The organism is Fodinibius sp. SL11 (assembly GCF_052060035.1).
GTDB lineage: Bacteria > Bacteroidota > Rhodothermia > Balneolales > Balneolaceae > Fodinibius.
Map to the genome: position 1 here is coordinate 91,056 of NZ_JBPOEA010000008.1, position 19,787 is coordinate 110,842.

The 19,787-nt window shown below is 45.8% G+C and carries 18 protein-coding genes; 15 read left to right on the top strand and 3 right to left on the bottom strand.

What is annotated here, in order from left to right; all coding sequences use genetic code 11:
- The first annotated feature begins 8 nt into the window (after window positions 1-8).
- Window positions 9-650 carry a class I SAM-dependent methyltransferase gene (locus ACQ76V_RS10635; RefSeq protein WP_441000481.1) on the top strand — a complete coding sequence of 214 codons (642 nt, stop codon included), beginning with the start codon at window positions 9-11 and terminating at the stop codon, window positions 648-650.
- Here the strand turns inward: ACQ76V_RS10635 and ACQ76V_RS10640 are convergent.
- Both ACQ76V_RS10640 and ACQ76V_RS10645 read right to left on the bottom strand, forming a co-directional pair.
- Window positions 647-2,095 carry a sensor histidine kinase gene (locus ACQ76V_RS10640; RefSeq protein ID WP_441000482.1) on the bottom strand — a complete coding sequence of 483 codons (1,449 nt, stop codon included), beginning with the start codon at window positions 2,093-2,095 and terminating at the stop codon, window positions 647-649. The two genes, ACQ76V_RS10635 and ACQ76V_RS10640, sit on opposite strands and share 4 nt — an antisense overlap.
- On the bottom strand, window positions 2,088-2,810 hold the full coding sequence (locus tag ACQ76V_RS10645) for a response regulator transcription factor (protein ID WP_441000483.1): 723 nt from the start codon (window positions 2,808-2,810) through the stop codon (window positions 2,088-2,090). Before ACQ76V_RS10645 ends, ACQ76V_RS10640 begins: the two co-directional genes overlap by 8 nt.
- A gap of 155 nt (window positions 2,811-2,965) precedes the next feature.
- Between ACQ76V_RS10645 and ACQ76V_RS10650 the strand changes: the two genes are divergently transcribed.
- The 14 genes from ACQ76V_RS10650 to ACQ76V_RS10715 all read left to right on the top strand — a co-directional run bounded on the left by ACQ76V_RS10650 (window position 2,966) and on the right by ACQ76V_RS10715 (window position 16,366).
- Window positions 2,966-4,789 carry a copper resistance system multicopper oxidase gene (locus ACQ76V_RS10650; RefSeq protein WP_441000484.1) on the top strand — a complete coding sequence of 608 codons (1,824 nt, stop codon included), beginning with the start codon at window positions 2,966-2,968 and terminating at the stop codon, window positions 4,787-4,789.
- A gap of 57 nt (window positions 4,790-4,846) precedes the next feature.
- Window positions 4,847-5,611, top strand: coding sequence for a copper resistance protein B (locus ACQ76V_RS10655; protein ID WP_441000485.1), 765 nt, complete (start codon window positions 4,847-4,849; stop codon window positions 5,609-5,611).
- A 63-nt stretch (window positions 5,612-5,674) separates the two neighbouring features.
- A complete protein-coding gene (locus ACQ76V_RS10660; protein ID WP_441000486.1) occupies window positions 5,675-6,745 on the top strand; it encodes a DUF2231 domain-containing protein in 1,071 nt (356 codons plus the stop codon).
- A gap of 14 nt (window positions 6,746-6,759) precedes the next feature.
- The gene (locus ACQ76V_RS10665; RefSeq protein WP_441000487.1) at window positions 6,760-7,212 is read left to right on the top strand and encodes a nuclear transport factor 2 family protein; all 453 of its coding nucleotides are present in this window, start codon (window positions 6,760-6,762) and stop codon (window positions 7,210-7,212) included.
- 172 nt (window positions 7,213-7,384) lie between these two features.
- Window positions 7,385-8,665: a TolC family protein gene (locus ACQ76V_RS10670; RefSeq protein WP_441000488.1), complete on the top strand. Its 1,281-nt coding sequence runs from the start codon at window positions 7,385-7,387 to the stop codon at window positions 8,663-8,665.
- 36 nt (window positions 8,666-8,701) lie between these two features.
- A complete protein-coding gene (locus ACQ76V_RS10675; protein WP_441000489.1) occupies window positions 8,702-10,126 on the top strand; it encodes an efflux RND transporter periplasmic adaptor subunit in 1,425 nt (474 codons plus the stop codon).
- A gap of 57 nt (window positions 10,127-10,183) precedes the next feature.
- Window positions 10,184-13,324, top strand: coding sequence for an efflux RND transporter permease subunit (locus ACQ76V_RS10680; RefSeq protein ID WP_441000490.1), 3,141 nt, complete (start codon window positions 10,184-10,186; stop codon window positions 13,322-13,324).
- A 58-nt stretch (window positions 13,325-13,382) separates the two neighbouring features.
- A complete protein-coding gene (locus tag ACQ76V_RS10685; protein ID WP_441000491.1) occupies window positions 13,383-13,742 on the top strand; it encodes a P-II family nitrogen regulator in 360 nt (119 codons plus the stop codon).
- 29 nt (window positions 13,743-13,771) lie between these two features.
- On the top strand, window positions 13,772-14,254 hold the full coding sequence (locus ACQ76V_RS10690; protein WP_441000492.1) for a DUF411 domain-containing protein: 483 nt from the start codon (window positions 13,772-13,774) through the stop codon (window positions 14,252-14,254).
- 23 nt (window positions 14,255-14,277) lie between these two features.
- Window positions 14,278-14,721 (top strand): c-type cytochrome, encoded by a 444-nt coding sequence (locus ACQ76V_RS10695; protein WP_441000493.1) that lies wholly within the window; start codon window positions 14,278-14,280, stop codon window positions 14,719-14,721.
- A gap of 98 nt (window positions 14,722-14,819) precedes the next feature.
- The gene (locus ACQ76V_RS10700; protein ID WP_441000494.1) at window positions 14,820-15,401 is read left to right on the top strand and encodes a helix-turn-helix domain-containing protein; all 582 of its coding nucleotides are present in this window, start codon (window positions 14,820-14,822) and stop codon (window positions 15,399-15,401) included.
- 68 nt (window positions 15,402-15,469) lie between these two features.
- On the top strand, window positions 15,470-15,616 hold the full coding sequence (locus tag ACQ76V_RS10705) for a hypothetical protein (protein ID WP_265764428.1): 147 nt from the start codon (window positions 15,470-15,472) through the stop codon (window positions 15,614-15,616).
- An 82-nt stretch (window positions 15,617-15,698) separates the two neighbouring features.
- Window positions 15,699-16,148, top strand: coding sequence for a MerR family transcriptional regulator (locus ACQ76V_RS10710; protein ID WP_441000495.1), 450 nt, complete (start codon window positions 15,699-15,701; stop codon window positions 16,146-16,148).
- Window positions 16,145-16,366, top strand: coding sequence for a GDCCVxC domain-containing (seleno)protein (locus ACQ76V_RS10715; RefSeq protein ID WP_441000496.1), 222 nt, complete (start codon window positions 16,145-16,147; stop codon window positions 16,364-16,366). The genes ACQ76V_RS10710 and ACQ76V_RS10715 overlap by 4 nt, the downstream gene beginning before the upstream one ends.
- Window positions 16,367-16,686: 320 nt before the next feature.
- Here the strand turns inward: ACQ76V_RS10715 and ACQ76V_RS10720 are convergent, their stop codons facing one another.
- On the bottom strand, window positions 16,687-19,689 hold the full coding sequence (locus tag ACQ76V_RS10720; protein WP_441000497.1) for a PAS domain S-box protein: 3,003 nt from the start codon (window positions 19,687-19,689) through the stop codon (window positions 16,687-16,689).
- Window positions 19,690-19,787: the final 98 nt, after the last annotated feature.

Here is a 19,787-nt window from a genome sequence, read left to right on the forward strand (position 1 = left end):
CGATTCGAATGAATAATTCAAATCCTAAACAAACCCAATTTACTAAAAAGCGATATAACGCTACATCAGTTATTTATAACCTAATGGAGTGGCCGGTCGAGCAATTGTGGTATAAAAAATGGCGACAAAAACTATGGCAACAAATTCACGGACCAACGGTATTGGAAATCGGAGTAGGCACAGGCAAAAATATCCCCTACTATCCCGATGAGATTAAGTTAACAGGAATTGACCTTTCTCCGGGCATGCTAAAACGGGCCAAACAACTGCTTGATAAAAAGCAACAAGACCGTGTTACCCTTAAAGAGATGGATGCCCAAGACATGGACTTTCCTGACAACCACTTCGACGATCTGGTTGCCACTTTCGTGTTTTGCTCGGTGCCCGATCCCATATTGGGATTAAAGGAAGCCCTGCGCGTCACCAAGTCCGGCGGGAAACTGTATCTGCTAGAACACATGAAGCCGGAACAACCCGTTTTGGCCGGCATAATAGAAAAACTGGATGCTCCCATTCATTATTTAAGTGACGTTCATATTGCCCGCCAGACAGTTGCAAATGTTGAAAAGGCCGGCTGGAGTATTGAAAGGGTTCAGGATTTAACTGCGAAGGGCATCTTCAAAAAAATCGAAGCGAGCAAACCGCATTAAGCCCCTTTATCTTTTGCTAGCGGAAATTCAACCACAAAGGTACTCCCTTCACCTTGCCCCTCACTGTAGGCACGAATTTTTCCATTGTATAATTCTACAATAGCCTTAACGAGTGGCAATCCCAATCCACTACCCCGATTTTCTTGAACATCCCGTTGATTAGCCCGATAGAATCGTTCAAATAAATGCTTTTTCGTTTGTTCATCGAATCCAATGCCTGTATCACTAAGATGTAGCACGACCTTACCGCTGGATCGCTTAAGCTGTAAGTCTATAGATCCACCCTCGGGAGTATATTTCAATGCATTTTCCAACAGATTATTGATAACCTCCTCGATATAAGCTTCATGCGCTCGGACTTGCAGTTCAGGATCAATTTGTGTTTGAATACTGATATTCTTTGCCTGAGCACTTTCCTGGTGTTGATCGGCCACTGCTTCTGTAATACGGCTGACGCTAACGATATCCGGTTTCGACCGATGTACCGATTCCACCCGTGAAAGTTGCAGCAACAGATGCACCATTTCGCTCATCTTGCGAACTTCAGTCAGCATTCGCCCTATTGTTTCCTGGTACTCCTCTTTGGATCGGGGTTTACGGAGCATAATCTCGGCATCACTGCGCATCGATGAAAGTGGGGTCATGAGTTCGTGGGCGGCGTCGGAGGTAAAGCGTTTCTCCCGTTCAAAACCTTTTTGCAGGCGATTGAGCATCATATTAAAGGTTTCGGCCAAGTCGGTCAGCTCGTCTTTTACCTGGTAGTTTACCGGAATACGTTTGTCTAAATCGGTAGCTGTGATTGATTTGGCTGCTTCATTAATAGAGGCTACCGGTGTTAGTGCTCTTCGGGAAAGCCAGTATCCTCCGAGGATAGAAAATGCCACGCTTATTGCAATTAGAACGAATAGATACTGCCTGAACCGACTCAGCTCCTCGTGCAAGGTCCATTCGAAGCCGGTAACCTCCAGCCAGCCGCAAAGCTGACCACTGTCATCCATAATAGGATAAAACAGTGTCCGTGCTGGCAGATCCTGCCACTGACTGCTAAAGGAATATTCCTCGGGCCTGTCGGGAATACCGGTATTCAATGGCTGTTTTACATCCACAAAGTTGGGGCTTTTATAAATCAGGCTGTCCTCTTGGTTGTACAATCGAACATAGGTTCCGTATTCCACGCCGCTTTTAAGTGCTGCATTCCTACTGTATCCTGTAAGATCAATGGAAAGTGAATCCCCGGTGGTATCGATATGTGGAAGCAACTGCTCGGCTTCAAAGCGAAGGTGCCTGTCATAATTATGATGAATGGACTGGTGAAAGGTCTCGTATAAGAAGTACCCAAACAGGCTAAGCATCACGAACAGACTTAACCCATACCAAAATGCCAGTTTTTTAGAAATTGACAGTCGATCAAAAAAACTCGTCAAACTACTCACAATCTTACTCATCTTCTTTTATCAGATCAGTATTTAGTCGATATCCTGCGCCCCGGATGGTTTCAATCGCCTGGGAGTGATCCTCCAAAAATTCTTGCCCGCACTCTTCTAAAGATTCGGCCAGCTTCTGTCGCAGGGTTGATATGGTCGCCTCAATAGTATTATCACTTACGTGGTAGGCCGACCCCCATACCCGCTCTGCCAGCTGGGTCTTTGAGAATACTGTTTCCGGCTTACTCAACAAAAGTTCCAATAAGATAAATTCTTTGGGCCGAAGCGATCGTTTAATGCCACATATTTTAACCCAATGCTTACGTGAATCAAGCTCAATAGGACCCACCGAAACCACTTCATTATTCTGCATCTCTGTGGAACGACGCCCTAATGCTCGAACGCGGGCCAAGAGCTCTTCAAAAGAGAACGGCTTACCCATGTAATCGTCTGCTCCCGCATCAAGCCCTGAGACCTTGTGATCCAGATCCCCCAGTGCCGTAAGCATGAGAACTGGAAAGGTCCGGTCTTCTGCCCGCCAATGCTCCAAAATTTGCTTGCCATCACGGTTAGGCAGCCGCCAGTCCAGGATAACCATATCGTAATCATTCACCAGTCCCTGCAGCTCGGCTTCCTCTCCGTCGTGCATCACTTCCACCACGTGACCTTCCTCTTCCAGTCCCCGCTTCAAATTATTGGCCAGCTGCTTTTCATCCTCCACTAAAAATATCCACATAAAAAAGTAATTCTATTTCATGAAATAACACCCTAAGATAAAAGACACTGACCAATAATGTTTTAAGCTTAATTTAAGGTTCAGTTTGTATGTTTCGGTTCGACATTTGGAAACCAACGTTTTAGCTAATTAAAAACAATAGGTTACGCTGATTTATGAGTGACGATAATAATAATGGTATGAATCGCCGCACCTTTCTCCGATATGCTGGCTCCTTAGCAGCTTTTGCCGGGGCAAGTGCGGTATTGCCGGGCTACGCGTTAGCGGGCTTCAGCAATGAGAAGCGGGAAGTGTTAACTCCCAAGGGCCCTGACAATGTCATTGATTTGACAATCGGTAAAATGCCTCACAAGATTGACGGTAAGCGGGGTGAAGCCATAGGTATCAATGGTTCGGTGCCGGGGCCCTTAATCCGCCTGCAAGAAGGACAAGACGTAATGCTTCGAGTAACCAACGAACTGGATGATACGACTTCGATCCACTGGCATGGTATCCTGTTGCCCTTCCAGATGGATGGCGTACCCGGAGTTAGTTTTGACGGTATCGCTCCCGGTGAGACCTTTGAATACCGGTATCCGGTACGGCAAAGTGGCACCTATTGGTACCATAGTCACTCGGGACTGCAGGAACAACTTGGCCACTACGGACCGCTGGTTATTGATCCTGCCGATGAGGATCCGGTTGAATATGATCGGGACTACCCGATTGTACTTTCCGACTGGACGTTCGAAGATCCTCACGACGTGTTAGCCAACAACATCAAAATGGAGGGCTATTACAACTACCAGAAGCGAGATCTTGGAGAGTTTTTCAGTGATGTTAAAAAGAACGGCCTTGGCGACACGATTAAAGACTATGCCATGTTCGGGAATATGCGGATGAGCGCCACCGATCTACTGGATGTCACCGGGGCTACCTACACCTACTTAATGAATGGCCACGGCCCCAACTCCAACTGGAACGCCCTGTTCAAGAAAGGGGAAAAAGTGCGCCTGCGATTTATCAATGCCTCAGCGGGTACTACCGCTTTTGATGTTCGCATTCCCGGCCTGGAGATGACTGTGGTAGCAGCCGATGGACAGAATGTAGAGCCGGTACCCATTGACGAATTTCGCATCGGTATTGCCGAGACTTATGATGTGATTGTAGAACCCAAAGAGGAAAAACCTTATACCATTTTTGCCGAATCGCTTGACCGCAGCGGCTATGCCCGTGGCACACTTGCACCACGCGAAGGCATGTCAGCACAAGTGCCTGATCTCCGCCCACGACCCAAGCGGGATATGAAAGACATGGGCATGATGATGTCGATGGGCGGCATGGATATGGAAGGCGACGACATGGAAGGAATGGACCATGGGGATATGGATCACGGGGATATGGATCATGGCAACATGGATATGTCCAAAGATCCCAAATCCCCCGTAAAACACGGTCCCGACAAGCACGGACCGGGCGCTGCTGCCATTGCACAGAACCAATTTGACCGTCTAGACGAACCAGGCATTGGCTTGGGCAACGACGGACGAAAAGTGCTGGTCTATAACGATCTGAAAAGCCTGCGTCCTAATAAAGACACCCGCGATGCCAAGCGAGAAGTAGAGCTGCACCTAACCGGTAACATGGAACGCTACATGTGGTCGTTTGATGGTAAGCAGTTTCATGAGGTCGATGGTCCTATTGAATTCAAACACAATGAACGACTGCGTCTCACACTGGTCAACGACACCATGATGGAACATCCCATTCACCTGCACGGGATGTGGATGGAGCTGGAAAACGGCAATGGGCAGCATAATCCCCGGCAGCACACCCTGCTTGTACAACCGGCACAGCGCATTTCAGCCCTTATTACGCCACGCGACAAGGGACGTTGGGCTTTCCACTGCCACATCCTGTATCACATGGAACGCGGCATGTTCCGCGTAGTTCAGGTGGCCGATGAAAATGGAAGCATTTACGGACAGGACTATTCGTAAACAGACCCAGCGAGCCTTCACGAACGAATTCTATCTGACATACAAAATTGCAACATAATGACCATGATTAGACGCGCGTCAATATTCATTCTCACAACCTTCGCTATCATTGTAATCGCCGGCAGCTCAGCTTTTGCTCAAAAAGCACCTGAGTTCAGCAACGATTTGATGATGGACGATAAAACATACGTCTATCTGATTGCTGAAAAACTGGAATACCGAAGCGTCAGCGGCATTAATCCCCTGATGTGGGAAGTGCAAGGCTATGTGGGCAAAAGCCTAAATAAGTTCTGGTTTAAATCCCACGGCGAAGCATTGACCATCGAAAGTGAGGCCGAGATGGAGTTTCAGGGCTTGTACAGCCGCGCCATTGGCCCTTATTTTGATATTCAGGGAGGAATCCGTTACGACCTTGCCTACGAGGGCGTTGGCAACAAGTCAAGAGGTTTTGCGGTGATTGGCCTGCAAGGTATGGCCCCCTATTTCTTCCACGTCGACGGAGGAATGTTCATCAGTGAAGACGGTGATATTTCTGCCTCAGTGGAAGCCGAATATGACCTGCTCTTTACCCAGCGATTGATCGGTCAGCCGGTGTTTGAAACCAGCGTTGCCGTACAGGAGGTTCCGGAGTGGGGCGTCGGATCCGGATTCAATAATATAGGTCTTGGCTTCCGGCTTCGCTATGAGTTTGCTCGAGAATTTGCTCCCTATATTGGTATCAACTGGGAACGTAAGCTAGGCGAAACCGCTGACATGGCACGTGCCGAAGGCGGCCACGTCAGCAATCTGAGTATGGTCGGCGGTATCCGTATGTGGTTTTAAACAATTGCAGTAAATAAAGTACCTTCACTATTCAGCTAACTTCAGTAAATAAAATAGTCTCATATGGAATTGATTCCTGAATGGGCACCTAACATTCACCCGATCCTTGTTCACTTTCCCATCGCTATTATTCTACTGGCAGTGTTGATGGACTTGCTAAACTTCTTTCTACCCGATAAGTGGTGGGATGATCTAAAATCTACCATCCTATATAGTATTGGTGCAGTATCAGGTATAGCCGCTTACTATACAGGGACCCTTGCGGCCGACAGCGTGTTTTTGCCGTCGGGAGCGCAATCGGTTTTGAATGAACATGCTGATTGGGCCTTGTGGACCGTCTGGTTCTTTGGGATCTATGCCGTTCTGCGAATGCTACTCCACTGGTATCAAAAGATGGATCAGCAAGCGGTTAGAATTGGGCTGTTTGCCCTTGCCTTGCCCGGAGTGTTCTTTCTCTATGAAACAGGAGATCATGGTGCTGAAATGGTTTTTGGCTTTGGAGCGGGTACCGGTCAGTTAATAGAGCAACAAAGCACTGCCTCAGTTCCCACGGATAGTCTGCAACAGGGAGAATCAACATTCACTGTCAGTGATAATGGCAACTGGTCATGGGAGGTTGGTCCGAATGGCGTAAGCACGTTGCTTTCCCGCTTCCGGTGGCTGGAAGGTTCTGCCTCGGAGCTACAGCCAACCGTTGTTAACAGCGGCAATAATCACCTGCTTAAGGTCTCAGTCGATTCTACCTCAAATTTCTTTGTTGGAAAGGACTCATTGCAAAACGTGCAGGTTGACTACTACCTGGATCTGTCAGATTTTGAGGGAGATATTTCGCTCGTCAACCATGTTCAGGATGCCCAAAATTATGATTTTGTGACGCTCTCTTCCGATGGCACCGTATCCCAAGGTCGGGTTAGTGGTGGCAACCGTGAAGTGTTTGCCGAAGAATCCTACTCCGCTTCGGGCATACTGTTTATTCGCACTGTCGGTAACGGCACTCATTTCCGGGGATATATTAACAAAGAGATGGTAGTCCATGGCCATGGCGATGCTCCCGAGGCCGGAAGCGTCGGGCTAAAACTAAATGGAACCGGAACCATACTTATTGATCGGTTGACCTTAACCCAACTCAATTAATCATTAAAAAACTTATGTATACTCGAATATCATTAACTGCAGTTCTCTTATTTATAATAGGAACTTCTATATCTGTAAGTCAGCCTTCTGCATCAGAGAAAAAGGTAATCAAGACGCTTGAATCATTTCACCAAGCCATTATTGATAATGACACCCAGGCAGCCAAAAACCTGCTATCAGAATCTGTAAGAATCCTGGAAGGCGGGAATATCGAAACCAAGGAGGAATATTTATCACACCACTTTCATTCTGATGGGAAATTCCTGAGTGCCATGAAACGGGAAATAGAATCACGAAATGTAACGATTAAGGGCAATACCGCTTGGGTTTCAACTCAAACACATACCTGGGGCACCTACAGCGATAGAAAATTGGATCTAAACAGTCTCGAACTGGCTGTTCTTAAGAAGGAAGAAGGGCATTGGCAAATCACCGCACTTCACTGGTCCTCGGCCAGTCAAGACTAAGTCTTAGTTCATTACTTTGTCTCAAAGTCCTGCATTAATGGTGCAGGACTTTTTTTTATTGAAAACCCCGGGATGATTTAAGGTTCATTTAAGGAAGGTGGTGTTAGTTTAGTCAGAAATAAGACAAGAAACTCTTTTTACCATTGACTGAACTAAATACGATGCAATTACTATGAACAAATTCATCTTTGCGCCCCTGATATTACTCCTTTCTCTGTTTTTGTTATTCCCTTTTGAAGCTGTAGGACAAACCAAGGATTCTACGCTTGTCTTGGATAAACTTATCCAAATGGTACTGACCCAAAACCCTGAATTGCAATCTTCATTTCAGGGATGGGAGGCCAGCAAAAGTCGAATATCGCAACAGGAAGCATTGCCCGACCCGACGCTGGGTTTAAGTCTTATGAACTTGCCGGTCAACAGCTTTGCCCTTGATCAGGAACCGATGACCGGCAAGCAAATCTCCCTGATGCAGCCCTTTCCTTTCCCGGGTAAGCTCGGCCTTAAAGGAGACATTGCGCGCAGCGAGTCGGACATAACTTTGCACCAATATCAGGAGCTCAAAAATCAGCTGATAAAGAAAACCAAGCAGGCCTATTACGATCTCTATTACATAGATCAAGCCCTGGCTACCGTCGCCAGCAATCAGGAGTTGCTCAGGGAATTCGTGGAAATCGCGGAAACACGATACGGCGTGGGCAAGGGCATTCAGCAAGATGTACTGCGAGCACAGGTGGCCCTTTCCAAGATGATTGACCGCGAACTCAAGCTTCGCCAACAGCGTGAAGCGATGCAGGCCCAAATTAACACACTGATAGATCAGCCGGCAGATGCCCCGCTTGGGAGAGCGTTGGCTTCTGAACCGAAACCGGAGAAGTACGAATTAAACTCACTCATTCAGCAAGCCGACAGCACCAGTCCAATGCTTTCTGCATGGAAAACGGCTGTAAAACAAAGTGGGCAACAGGTAGATTTGGCCCAGAAAGACCGCTATCCCGATTTTGCGGTAGGACTGGCCTATACTCAACGAAACGAACTTCAAAACGGAATGCCGGGCTACGATTTTGTCTCGGCTATGTTCAATATCAAGATCCCGCTCTTTTACAACAAGAAGCAGGACAAGAAGGTGCAGGAGACTCGAATTAAGCAATCTTCTGTGGAATATCGCTACCGAAATGTAGCAAACTCCGTTGAACAAATGCTCCAGCAGTCGTTGACCAACCTAGAAAAACACCAGAGGCTGGTTGATCTCTATAAAACCGGCATTATTCCACAGGCCGAGGAGTCGCTGGAATCTTCGATCGCAGGTTATCAAAATGATAAAGTAGACTTCCTTTCGCTGCTCGACAGTGAGCTGACGCTTTTTGAATTTCGCCTCGATTATCATCGATTTGTGGCCGATTACCATAAGGCCTTAGCAGAACTGGAAGCCCTCACCGGCACCGACCTTTAAACCATTTTAGAACACAGAACAATGAGGACCAACATCATGAATACCAAATCTATACTTCTTTCCCTGGGTCTAATTACCACCTTTACTTTAGGGGGCTATTGGCTGGGGACCCAAATGGCCAACACCTCGGCAACCACCACTGAGACGACCGCAGAAATGCAGCATCAGGAGATGCAGGAGGCCCCAGAATCTGATGCCAAGAAAGAGGGAGATCGTGAAATACTGTATTGGCAGGCCCCGATGAACCCCAGTGAGATATACGACAAACCGGGAAAGTCCAAGATGGGAATGGATCTGGTACCCGTTTACGCAGATGAAGCCAACAGTTCGGAAGGGATTGTTAAGATTAATCCGGTAGTCGTCCAAAATATGAATGTGCGAACGGCAACGGTTCAGCAAAAAGATCTTTCCACTACGGTCAGTGCCGTTGGCAAGGTCGAATATGATGAGCAAAAGCTATACAACGTTAATCCCAAAGTCTCCGGATGGGTAGAACAACTTCATGTAGATTACACGGGTAAAATGGTCCAACGGGGACAACCGCTGTTTAGCATCTATTCACCGGAGTTGGTTACCACCCAGCGAGAATACCTGCTGGCTCTCAAAACAAGAGACAAAGTGGGTTCCAGCAGTTTTGAACAAATCCGCGCCGGAGGTAACAGCTTACTTGAAGCCACCCGAAAGCGACTGGAATACTGGGATATTCCTGATTCTGAGATAAAAGAACTCGAACAAAGCGGCGAAGTTAAAAAAGCGGTGACATTGAAGTCTCCTGCTACCGGCGTTGTACTTCACAAAAATGCGGTGGAAGGTGAATTTATCAAATCAGGTACTCCGGCCTATAAAATTGCTGACCTTTCAACTGTTTGGGTGCAAACCAGCGTGTACGACTATGAAGTGCCCTGGATTGAAGTAGGACAACCCGCCCAGATGGAACTTTCCTACCAACCGGGCAAAACCTACCAGGGAACTGTTGCCTACGTATATCCCAGCCTAGACCAGAAGACCCGAACGGTTCAGGTGCGTCTGGAATTTTCGAATCCCGACTTGGTATTAAAACCGGGCATGTTTGCCAATGTACGTATTCAAACACGTCCCAAGCGTAACGTTACCGTCATTCCGAATGAGGCTATCATCCGAACCGGTGAACGGAATATCGTTTTTGTTGCCAAGGGAGAAGGAGCATTTGAGCCACGCGAAGTAACCCTGGGCATGGAAGGCGGCCAACGCAATAATGAAATTGAAATACTTGAAGGTGTGAAAGCAGGCGAAAAGATTGTGACCTCAGCCCAGTTCCTCTTTGACAGCGAGAGCCGCCTGCAGGAAGCCATCCAGAAAATGCTGCAGCAAAAACAAGATACCTCTGACATGAAAATGGAGACTACAGACAGCTCCGGTAGTGAAATGAACCATAAGAAGATGCCGGAAGACACTACTGATCATTCAAACATGAATATGTGATCCCACAGGCGACCTTATAGCGCAAACCCCTATTAAATATTTTGGAGATTTAAGAAAATGCTACAGAAAATAATTGAACTATCCGTCAACAACCGCTTCATGGTAATTATCGCCAGCATTCTCGTGCTGGCAGGCGGTACCTATGTGATGTATCAAACCCCGGTGGACGCCATTCCGGATCTCAGTGATGTCCAGGTTATTGTATTTACCAAGTATCCCGGCCAGGCTCCACAGGTGGTGGAAGATCAGGTTACTTATCCGCTGACCACCACCATGATGTCGGTTCCCAACACAAAAACAGTACGGGGCTACTCCTTCTTCGGACTTTCCTTTATCTATATCATTTTTGAGGATGATACCGATATGTACTGGGCCCGAAGTCGGGTACTGGAGTATCTCAATACGGCAGGAAGTAGCCTGCCTGAAGGTGTGACCCCTACCCTTGGGCCGGATGCCACCGGTGTTGGATGGGTCTATGAGTATGTATTGGACGGAGGCGACCAATATGATCTCCAACAACTGCGCTCTATCCAGGATTGGTTCCTTAAGTATGAACTACTTAGTGTAGACGGGGTAGCTGAAGTTGCCAGTGTGGGAGGACACGTCAAACAATACCAGGTCGAGGTGGATCCGGATAAACTGTTGGCCTATGATATCCCATTATCGAAAGTAAAAATGGCTATCAAGCGCAGTAACAATGACGTAGGTGGCCGCCTGGTAGAGATGAGTGAAACTGAGTTCATGGTCCGCGGCAAGGGGTACATTCAAACTGTAGCAGATGTAGAAAATGTACCGATCGGCAGCGATGGCAACGGCACGCCGGTGACTATTCGCAATGTGGCCAATGTTCAAATAGGTCCAGACCTGCGCCGCGGAGTGGCTGACTGGAATGGTGAGGGAGAAACCGTCGGCGGCGTGGTCGTTATGCGCTACGGCGAAAATGCTCTGCAAACCATTAACAATGTGAAAAAGAAGCTGGAAGAGCTAAAAAGCGGCCTCCCTGAGGGGGTAACTATTAAAACGGCCTACGACCGCTCCAGCCTGATCAACCGGGCTATTGAATTTTTGGAGGAAAAACTGATAGAGGAAAGCATCGTTGTTGCTATCATTGTAATGATATTTCTGCTCCACTTCCGAAGCTCACTGGTAGCTATTATCAGTTTGCCGATTGGTATTCTGGCAGCCTTCCTGGTGATGTACTTCCAGGGTATCAACGCCAACATCATGTCGCTGAGTGGTATTGCGATTGCGATTGGGGCCATGGTGGATGCGGCCATCGTTATGGTGGAAAATGCCCATAAACACCTGGAGAAAGACCGGGGGAAGAAAGGACACTGGCGAATTATTATCGATGCGTCAAAAGAAGTGGGCCCCGCCCTGTTTTTCTCCCTGCTGATCATCACGGTCTCATTCCTACCGATCTTTGCCCTGGAGGGACAAGAAGGCCGACTCTTTAAGCCCCTGGCCTTTACCAAAACCTATGCTATGGCCGCGGCGGCCCTGCTCTCGGTCACACTCGTCCCGGTGCTGATGGGTTACCTGATTCGCGGAAAAATTCAACCCGAACATAAAAACCCCGTGAACCGGTTTTTAATCTGGATATACCGACCGGTAATCAATTTGGCCCTGCGTTTTAAATGGACAACCATCATTGCCTCCATTGCTATACTTGTCATTTCCATTGTGCCCCTGCAGCGACTGGGCTCGGAATTTATGCCCCCCATCGAAGAGGGCGACCTGCTTTACATGCCCACCACTGATCCCGGTATCAGTATTACCAAGGCAAAAGAACTACTACAACAAACCGACAAAGTTATCGCCAGCTTCCCGGAAGTAGAATCGGTATTTGGCAAATCGGGTCGAGCGCAGACCTCCACCGACCCGGCCCCGCTCTCCATGTTCGAGACCATTATTCAATTGAAACCCGAAAACCAATGGAGGGAGGGCATGACGATGGACAAACTAAAGCAACAGATGGACGAAGCCATCAAGATTCCAGGCCTTACTAACGCTTGGACCATGCCGATTAAAACCCGGATCGATATGCTTTCGACTGGGATCAAGACACCCATTGGCATCAAGGTAACTGGTCCCAACCTGCAGACGCTTTCGGATCTTAGCCAGGATATTGCCTCAGTGGTACGGGATGTACCCGGTACCCTGAGCGTGTTCGCCGACAAGACGACCGGTGGAAATTACCTGGACTTCAATATCGACCGCAAGGAAGCAGCCAGGTATGGACTGACGACCGGCGACGTGCAGGATGTCATCCAGTCTGCCATAGGCGGTATGAATGTCACTGAGACCGTGGAAGGGCTGGAACGCTATCCGGTGAACGTGCGATACGCCCGTGAAACTCGCGAAAACCTTACGGACCTCGGTCGGGTATTAATCCCTACGCCTTCCGGGGCACAAATACCGATTGAATACGTGGCCGACCTGCAGATCCGCAAAGACGCCCCGGTGATCAAAACCGAGAACGCCCGATATTCCAGTTGGGTTTACGTAGATCTAACCACCTCTGACATAGGAGGCTATGTAGAGCTGGCTCGACAAACAGTAGACCAGCGCCTGGACCTGCCCTCTGGCTACAGCTTGGCCTGGAGCGGTCAATACGAGTACATGGAACGCGCCAAAAAGCGCCTGCAGGTGGTCGTCCCGATTACCCTGCTGATCATTTTCTTGCTGCTGTACTTTAACTTTAAAAACCTGCAGGAAAGTCTAATTGTGTTACTGACGCTGCCCTTCTCGCTGGTGGGTTCCTTCTGGCTGATGTATATCCTGGGGTATAACCTTAGTGTAGCCGTAGGAGTGGGTGCTATCGCCCTTGCCGGTGTTGCCGCTGAAATTGGAGTGATCATGCTCACATATCTGGATAATGCATATAACAATCGTAAATATAACGACAAGATGAATAGCCTAGAGGACCTCAAACAGGCCATCTTCGAAGGATCGGCCCAGCGTATCCGCCCGATATTCATGACTGTCTGTGCCATTACCGGCGGCCTGCTTCCTATCATGTGGGGTACAGGGACTGGGGCAACCGTTATGAAGCGAATTGCCGCCCCGATGGTTGGTGGAATGGTGTCAGCAACCATACTCAGCCTGGTTGTGATACCGGTCATCTACTACCTATGGAAAAGCCGGGAAGTAAAGAAATTAGCAGCGACAAGCGAAGACCAACAAATAACCAATTAACAAATTATGGGGCCTACTCTCTTTGGGTAGCCCCATATTTCAATAAACGGTGGCAACTATGAATGAAATAAAAGCATTTATTCGAAAACGAAAAGCAGAAGAAGTTATTGACGGGTTAGAAGCACAAGGCTTCTGTTGTATGACTCTAATGGATGTAATGGGACTTGGAAGGATGTCTGATCCCCAAAAAGCACAACTATCAATCAGCATTGCCGAGCGGTTCTCTGATATTGTAAAGTTGGTGGTGGTCTGCGGCCAGGACGATACGGAAGAAGTTATTGAGGTAATTAGAAATCACGCCCGAAGCGGTCAGCCCGGAGATGGAATTATCTATGTAACCCCGGTATCCCAATCGATTCATATCCGTAGCGGAAAAACCGGTGATGACTTTTTACAAAGTGAAAGGCATTCGCACTAACAAGTTCGAAATAAATTCAGATAAATCTTATGAAATCGAAGACTTTTATATTTTTAGCATTACTAGTAATAGGTATAGCTGGATCCGTAATTTGGGTGATTATCAGTGATTATAATGAACGCCAAAAACATATGGCTACTTCAGTAACAGAAGCCGTTATGTATAAAAATTCCGGTTGCCAATGCTGTGATAAATGGGCAACCTATATGGGGCGGTATGGATATAATATTTCTATCCAACCTGTAAGTAACATGCCGAAAATCAAGGATAAATACCATATCCCCAGCGATATGGAATCATGCCACACTACGCTCATTGACGGCTATGCAATAGAGGGCCATGTCCCGGTGGAAGATATCAACCGTTTACTTGATGAACGTCCTCAGGCCGTGGGAATATCAGCTCCCGGGATGCCGTCCAGCTCTCCCGGCATGAATACCTCGTTTAACACCCCTTATGATGTTTATCTTATAGATCAAGAAGGAAATAGCCAGGTTTATGCCAGCCATTAGCACTTTTAAGTTGTTGCGGTAAAGTGAGAAATCTACTAATTATTTTTACGTTGAGTGTTTTTATAGCTATCAGTTGTTCCAGCGAACCACCTGATCAAAAGGGACCAGTTACCAAAGGGCGTTGGTTCACTCAAAAGCAATTCCAGTTTGGCAAGCAAGTATTTACAACCCATTGCGCCAGTTGTCACGGCAACCAGGCTCAGGGTATTGTTGAGAACTGGAAACAACGAAATCCCGACGGATCTTTTCCGGCACCGCCCTTGGATGGGTCGGCGCACGCCTGGCATCATCCCCTGAGTGTGTTGGTTCGACAAATCAATGAGGGCGGTGTAAAGCTGGGAGGTACTATGCCTGCCTTTGGTGACACTTTAAGTGATGAGGAAGTTATTGCAGCAATAGCCTATTTCCAAAGTTTCTGGGATGAACAAACCTATGACCGATGGGTACAGATGAATGCTGACCAATAGTTTTAACTCTTCAATTATCCGAAAGTAAAGGACAATTTAAGCTTACTTTAAGCAAAGGTGTTGTTACTTGTAGGTAGAATCTTAAATACATATTGCCAATGAGTAGCAACACTCAAATATTATATATCAAGAATATGGTTTGCCCCCGCTGTAAGCTTGCAGTTAAGAAGCTATTAACTGATATGGGATGTGTCGTTCTTGCTGTTGAGTTGGGACAGGCGGTTGTTAGGTTATCAAGTCTTCCTGCTTTATCCTCAAAGCTAAGGACTATGGGATTCGACCTTTTAACTACACCAAAGACCAAGTTAGTGGAACGGATAAAAATTCTGTTGATATATAACATCTATTTTCAATCCAGGGGAGTAACCTCATCTCATCTACAAAGCTATCTTGAATTTGCCACCCACCAACATTATCAGTACCTGAACTCTCAATTTTATTCCGTCTGTCAAATATCAATTAAACAATATTGGGATATACTTCGTTTTGAGCGGGCTAAAGAATTGCTGTCTTATAATGAAAAAGCACCTGAAGAAATTACTCGGCAGCTGGGTTATCTTTCAAGTAGGGATTTGGAAGACACTTTTAAGAAACGGCTGAACTTATCAATAGAAGAATTTATCTATCATAAGGACAACTATAGGCTGCCTCTTGATAAACTTCTACAAATTAACATTTGACTCTCGACCATGGTACAGGGCTTATATTGTAGGTGAATTGCATTCTATAATAAACAAAATGTATTGTTATGCCACTCAAAAAAGGAGAAGTTTATCAATGTCCCGATGAAAGTTGCGGCTGCGAAGTAACCGTAACCAAAGGAGCACCCAGCGACTGTTCAGGCACTCAAAACCCAACCTGTTGCTGTGGAAAAACCATGGTAAAGAAAAACTGATATTAATAAGCATCCGGGGTTTTACCTTGGCTGCTCACAAATTTAGATAATTGTTTTCGAGGTGATGTAAATGATTAAGAACATGGACGAAAAATATCAGGGCATCACTACCTACAAGATTGGAGAAGTAGCAAAACGGGCTGATGTCAACAAAGAAACCGTCCGCTACTACGAGCAACGTGAACTCATTCCGAAACCTGATCGTCGACGGTCAGGCTACCGAATATTTACTCAGCGACATATTGATCAGATTAAATTCATCAAACGAGCCCAGCAGTTAGGTTTTACCCTCACTGAAATTAAAGAGCTTCTTGAGCTACGATTGGATGAAGAGTCATCTTGCTCCGAAATCAAGGAAGAGGCACAGCAAAAGTATCAAGATGTCTCAGAGAAAATTGATGATCTACTACGTATCAAAGAAACATTGACCAATCTTATTGATTCCTGTTCTAAAGATAGGCCGATCAGAGATTGCCCTATTCTTGAAGCTTTAGAAGGAAAGAATAATACCGGAAAGCAACTTAGAAAATGAATAACACTGACCGAAAAATTAAACTTCAATCAACAATCACTTGTCCAAATTGTGGACATGAGTCTACAGAGACAATGCCAACCGACTCCTGCCAGTATTTTTGGGAGTGTTCAAATTGTGGTGAAATTCTCAAACCTCAAAAGAGAGATTGTTGTGTGTTTTGCTCGTATGGTGATATCCCATGTCCCCCTGTTCAAAAAGAGAAATCCTGCTGTTAATCAGTAAATTGATTCGAATAAATAGCCTGTAACCTTTCGGGAAACCATTTCCCATAATTCCCCTTCGGTACTACAAAAAGTACTACATAAAATTCCAAAATCGCGGCCCATTTCGCGCACAAGAATATCTTGGACTGGCTTCGGATCAGAAGGCTGAGGGTTCGAATCCTTCCGGGCGTACTTAAGTAAAGTGCCCGTCATTTTTTGGCGGACACTTTTTTATTTTAGTTTCATTTTATCCTAACTGGGAAAACACGGAAAAGCTCATCTTTTCTCCATCCTGTTGTAACAAATGATGGTACATAAAATGCCAGTTTTAGTTATGTATTTGCTTTATCAAAGGTCAAAATAAAGCAAGAACCATTATCTTCTGTGATTTCAAGTTCTCCTCCAAGCTGATGCGTAAGCGTATGAATTAATTTAATCCCAAGAGAACCATCCTGACCTTCCTTCACTTCTTCTGGTATTCCAATGCCGTTATCCCTGACTTTTAACCTCACAATCCCATCTTCTTCATGTACTGAAATTTTAATCTCTCCTTTAGTTCGATTTGGAAAAGCATGTTTGAACACATTGGTCAATAATTCATTCAATAGCAATCCACACGAGATGGCTTGATCCATCTCAAGCTCTACAGGCTCGCTATCATAAGTAATTGTAATTTCTTTGGAATCATTTATAAAGCTGGAAGCAACAGCTTTCCCCAAGTTCTGAACATATTCATCAAATTGAAGAGAAGAAAACATCTCCATCTGATACAGGTGTTCATGGATGAGCGCCATGCTTTGGATACGATTTTGACTATCTTGTAGGCTTCGATAGGCCTCCTCATGCTCGGTATTATCTTTTTGGAGTTCAAGGAGCCCCGATATAACTGCCAGATTGTTTTTTACCCGGTGGTGGATTTCGGCAAGTAGTATCTTCTTCTCTTCCAACTGCTCTTTTAGCTGCTGTTCTGCTTCTTTTCGTTTTGATATATCCACGTAGATGCCAAAAATGGCAATAATATCTCCATCTATTTCCACGGGTACTGTGGCAATAAGAACCGGCACATCTTTTCCATCCTTACACTGGCGCACTGTTTCTATCTGGAAGGACTCCCCCTGTAATGTTCGATTAGTAATATTCCGAGCTTCTTGTTCCCGCTCCGGAGGAGCCAGAAACGTATCAACATCCTTGTGTTTTAATTCTGAAAGCTGATAACCAAACATTTCCTCAAAACTTTCATTTACTCTTGCAATCGAATGATTCTCATCTAACAACAGCAACCCCACTGGGGCATTTTCAAAGAGCTGGCTAAATAGCTCCATATTTTTCTTTAAAAGCCGGTCCTTTTCCTTACGCTCAGTAATATCTCTTATGATAGCTTGCACGTAATTTTCTCCATGCAGAGGCATATGGATTAAACTCACCTCGGCGTCAAAAGTGGTGCCATCCTTTCGTTGAAACTGCCATTCGAAAAATTGATCCTCTCCCTGGAAAGCCTTCCTTACCTTCTCATGCCCTGTATCATCTGATAATTTCCCTGAGGGTTGTTTGCTTGGGAAAAAAGAAGTCAAAGAGTTGTCTTTGAGTTCATCACAAGAACAGTGAAACAGCTCTTCAGCTCGCTTGTTACAATCGATTAATTCCTTTTTACCCAGAATTACAATCGCATCAAAGGAGATATCAAACAGTCGCTTAAATTTTTGTTCACTTCGCTTCAACTTTTTCTCAGCGTTGTAACGCTCATATACTCGTCCCAGCTGGTATCCAATGGTAGCCATTCTTTCCAGGAGCAAAGCATCTTCTTCTAACACGTCTGAAGAAAAAAACTCTAAAATTCCCACTACATTGTTTTCGACAAGAATTGGAAAGCCAAAGCATGCCCTAATATTTAGATCGATATCAGGGAGGCGCCGAACAAAATCGGGATCTTCGTGGGCATTTCTCACCCATTGGGGCCTACCGGTTTCTATGACATCACCCACCATTCCTTCTCCGGGAGAAAACCGGACGCCCATGGTAAAATTACGGAAGTCTTCAAACAGTTCCGGATCTTGAAAATACCAAAGGTCAGCCGGATAAAATTCTCCCGAGCCATCATTGGCCGGTTTATAAGCATGACCAACAGGCCAGTCCATAAACTCACAGATCTCTTGAATACTTTTATCCAACGCTTCATCCAAGCCCCGAGCTTCATTGGCTATTTTGGTCAAACTATGAAGCAGCTTGGTAAAAGATTGTTCTCTTCTAATCTTCTCTTGAGCCTCTTGGAAGTCCGAGATATCACGGACCACAGCCAGCGTATGCACTTCACCATTTTCTTTAAGTGGCCCAAGCATAATATCTACCGGTACCTTTGTTCCATCTTTTCGAATAGCCGATAATTCAAGATCAGCTCCCATCGGCCTTTTGTGCGGATTCTCAGTATACCGGCGGCAATGGTCTTTGTGTTCGTCCCGCATAAGCTCGGGAACAAGAATTTCAATGGGACTGCCCACAAGCTCTTCTTCGGAATATCCCATCATGCTTTCAGCCTCTGTGTTGCAATAGAGAATCTCACCATGTTGGTCAACAGCAAAAATGGCATCTGGCGCGGCATCCAATAATCGTTTAAAGCGCCCTTCACTTACCTGAAGCTCTTCCTCGATACGAACGGTTTTACTCACATCACGTAAGATGGACAGATGCTGACCCGGTCGTATATTGGCAATAGCCCTATACTCCGTATAAATAACTTCTCCTTGCTTTGTTTGCAGCAAATATTCTCCTTCATCCGTACCGGTACGCTGAAAATCCTCCCATTTTTTATCCGTATATGATTGCATGGGTTTATAAGTAATATCTCCGACGCCCATCTCCAGTAGCTCCTCTCGGGAATATCCCAACTTTTTGCAAGCGGTATCATTCACCTGAGTTAACTGCCCTTCATCATCAGCTACGAGGATAATATCCAGGGCATTATCAAAAATAGCTTTAAAAATGGGATGTTGAGTGGAATCTTTTTCAACAAGCGGTGGGAAAAGCTCTTTTATGGTACCTAAAAACCTCGGGTCCTCACCATGCTCGACTTGCTGAAAGGATAGTTCAACAATCGTATCATCGCCTTCGGGTAGTGATAATACAATAAAATCCTTTGATATATTCGAATCTTCATCGGGGCTTAGGGTTGAAGCAAGAGGCTTTGTAATCTCCTGGAGCGAACGACCAATAATTTCAGAAGTAGGGTCGAAACGCTTCTGAAAAACATTATTAATATCGGTAATTTTTTTACGTTTCCCAGACAGCAGAACCATTGGAATAGGATTATTCCAGAATAAAGCTTCCTCAACATTCGTCATAACATGATATTATTTTTAATAAGATTGGCTTCCCTATCCACCAGCCAACAGTACAAATCCTAAATGAAAAAGCACTAATTTTTGATTACACTGCTAAG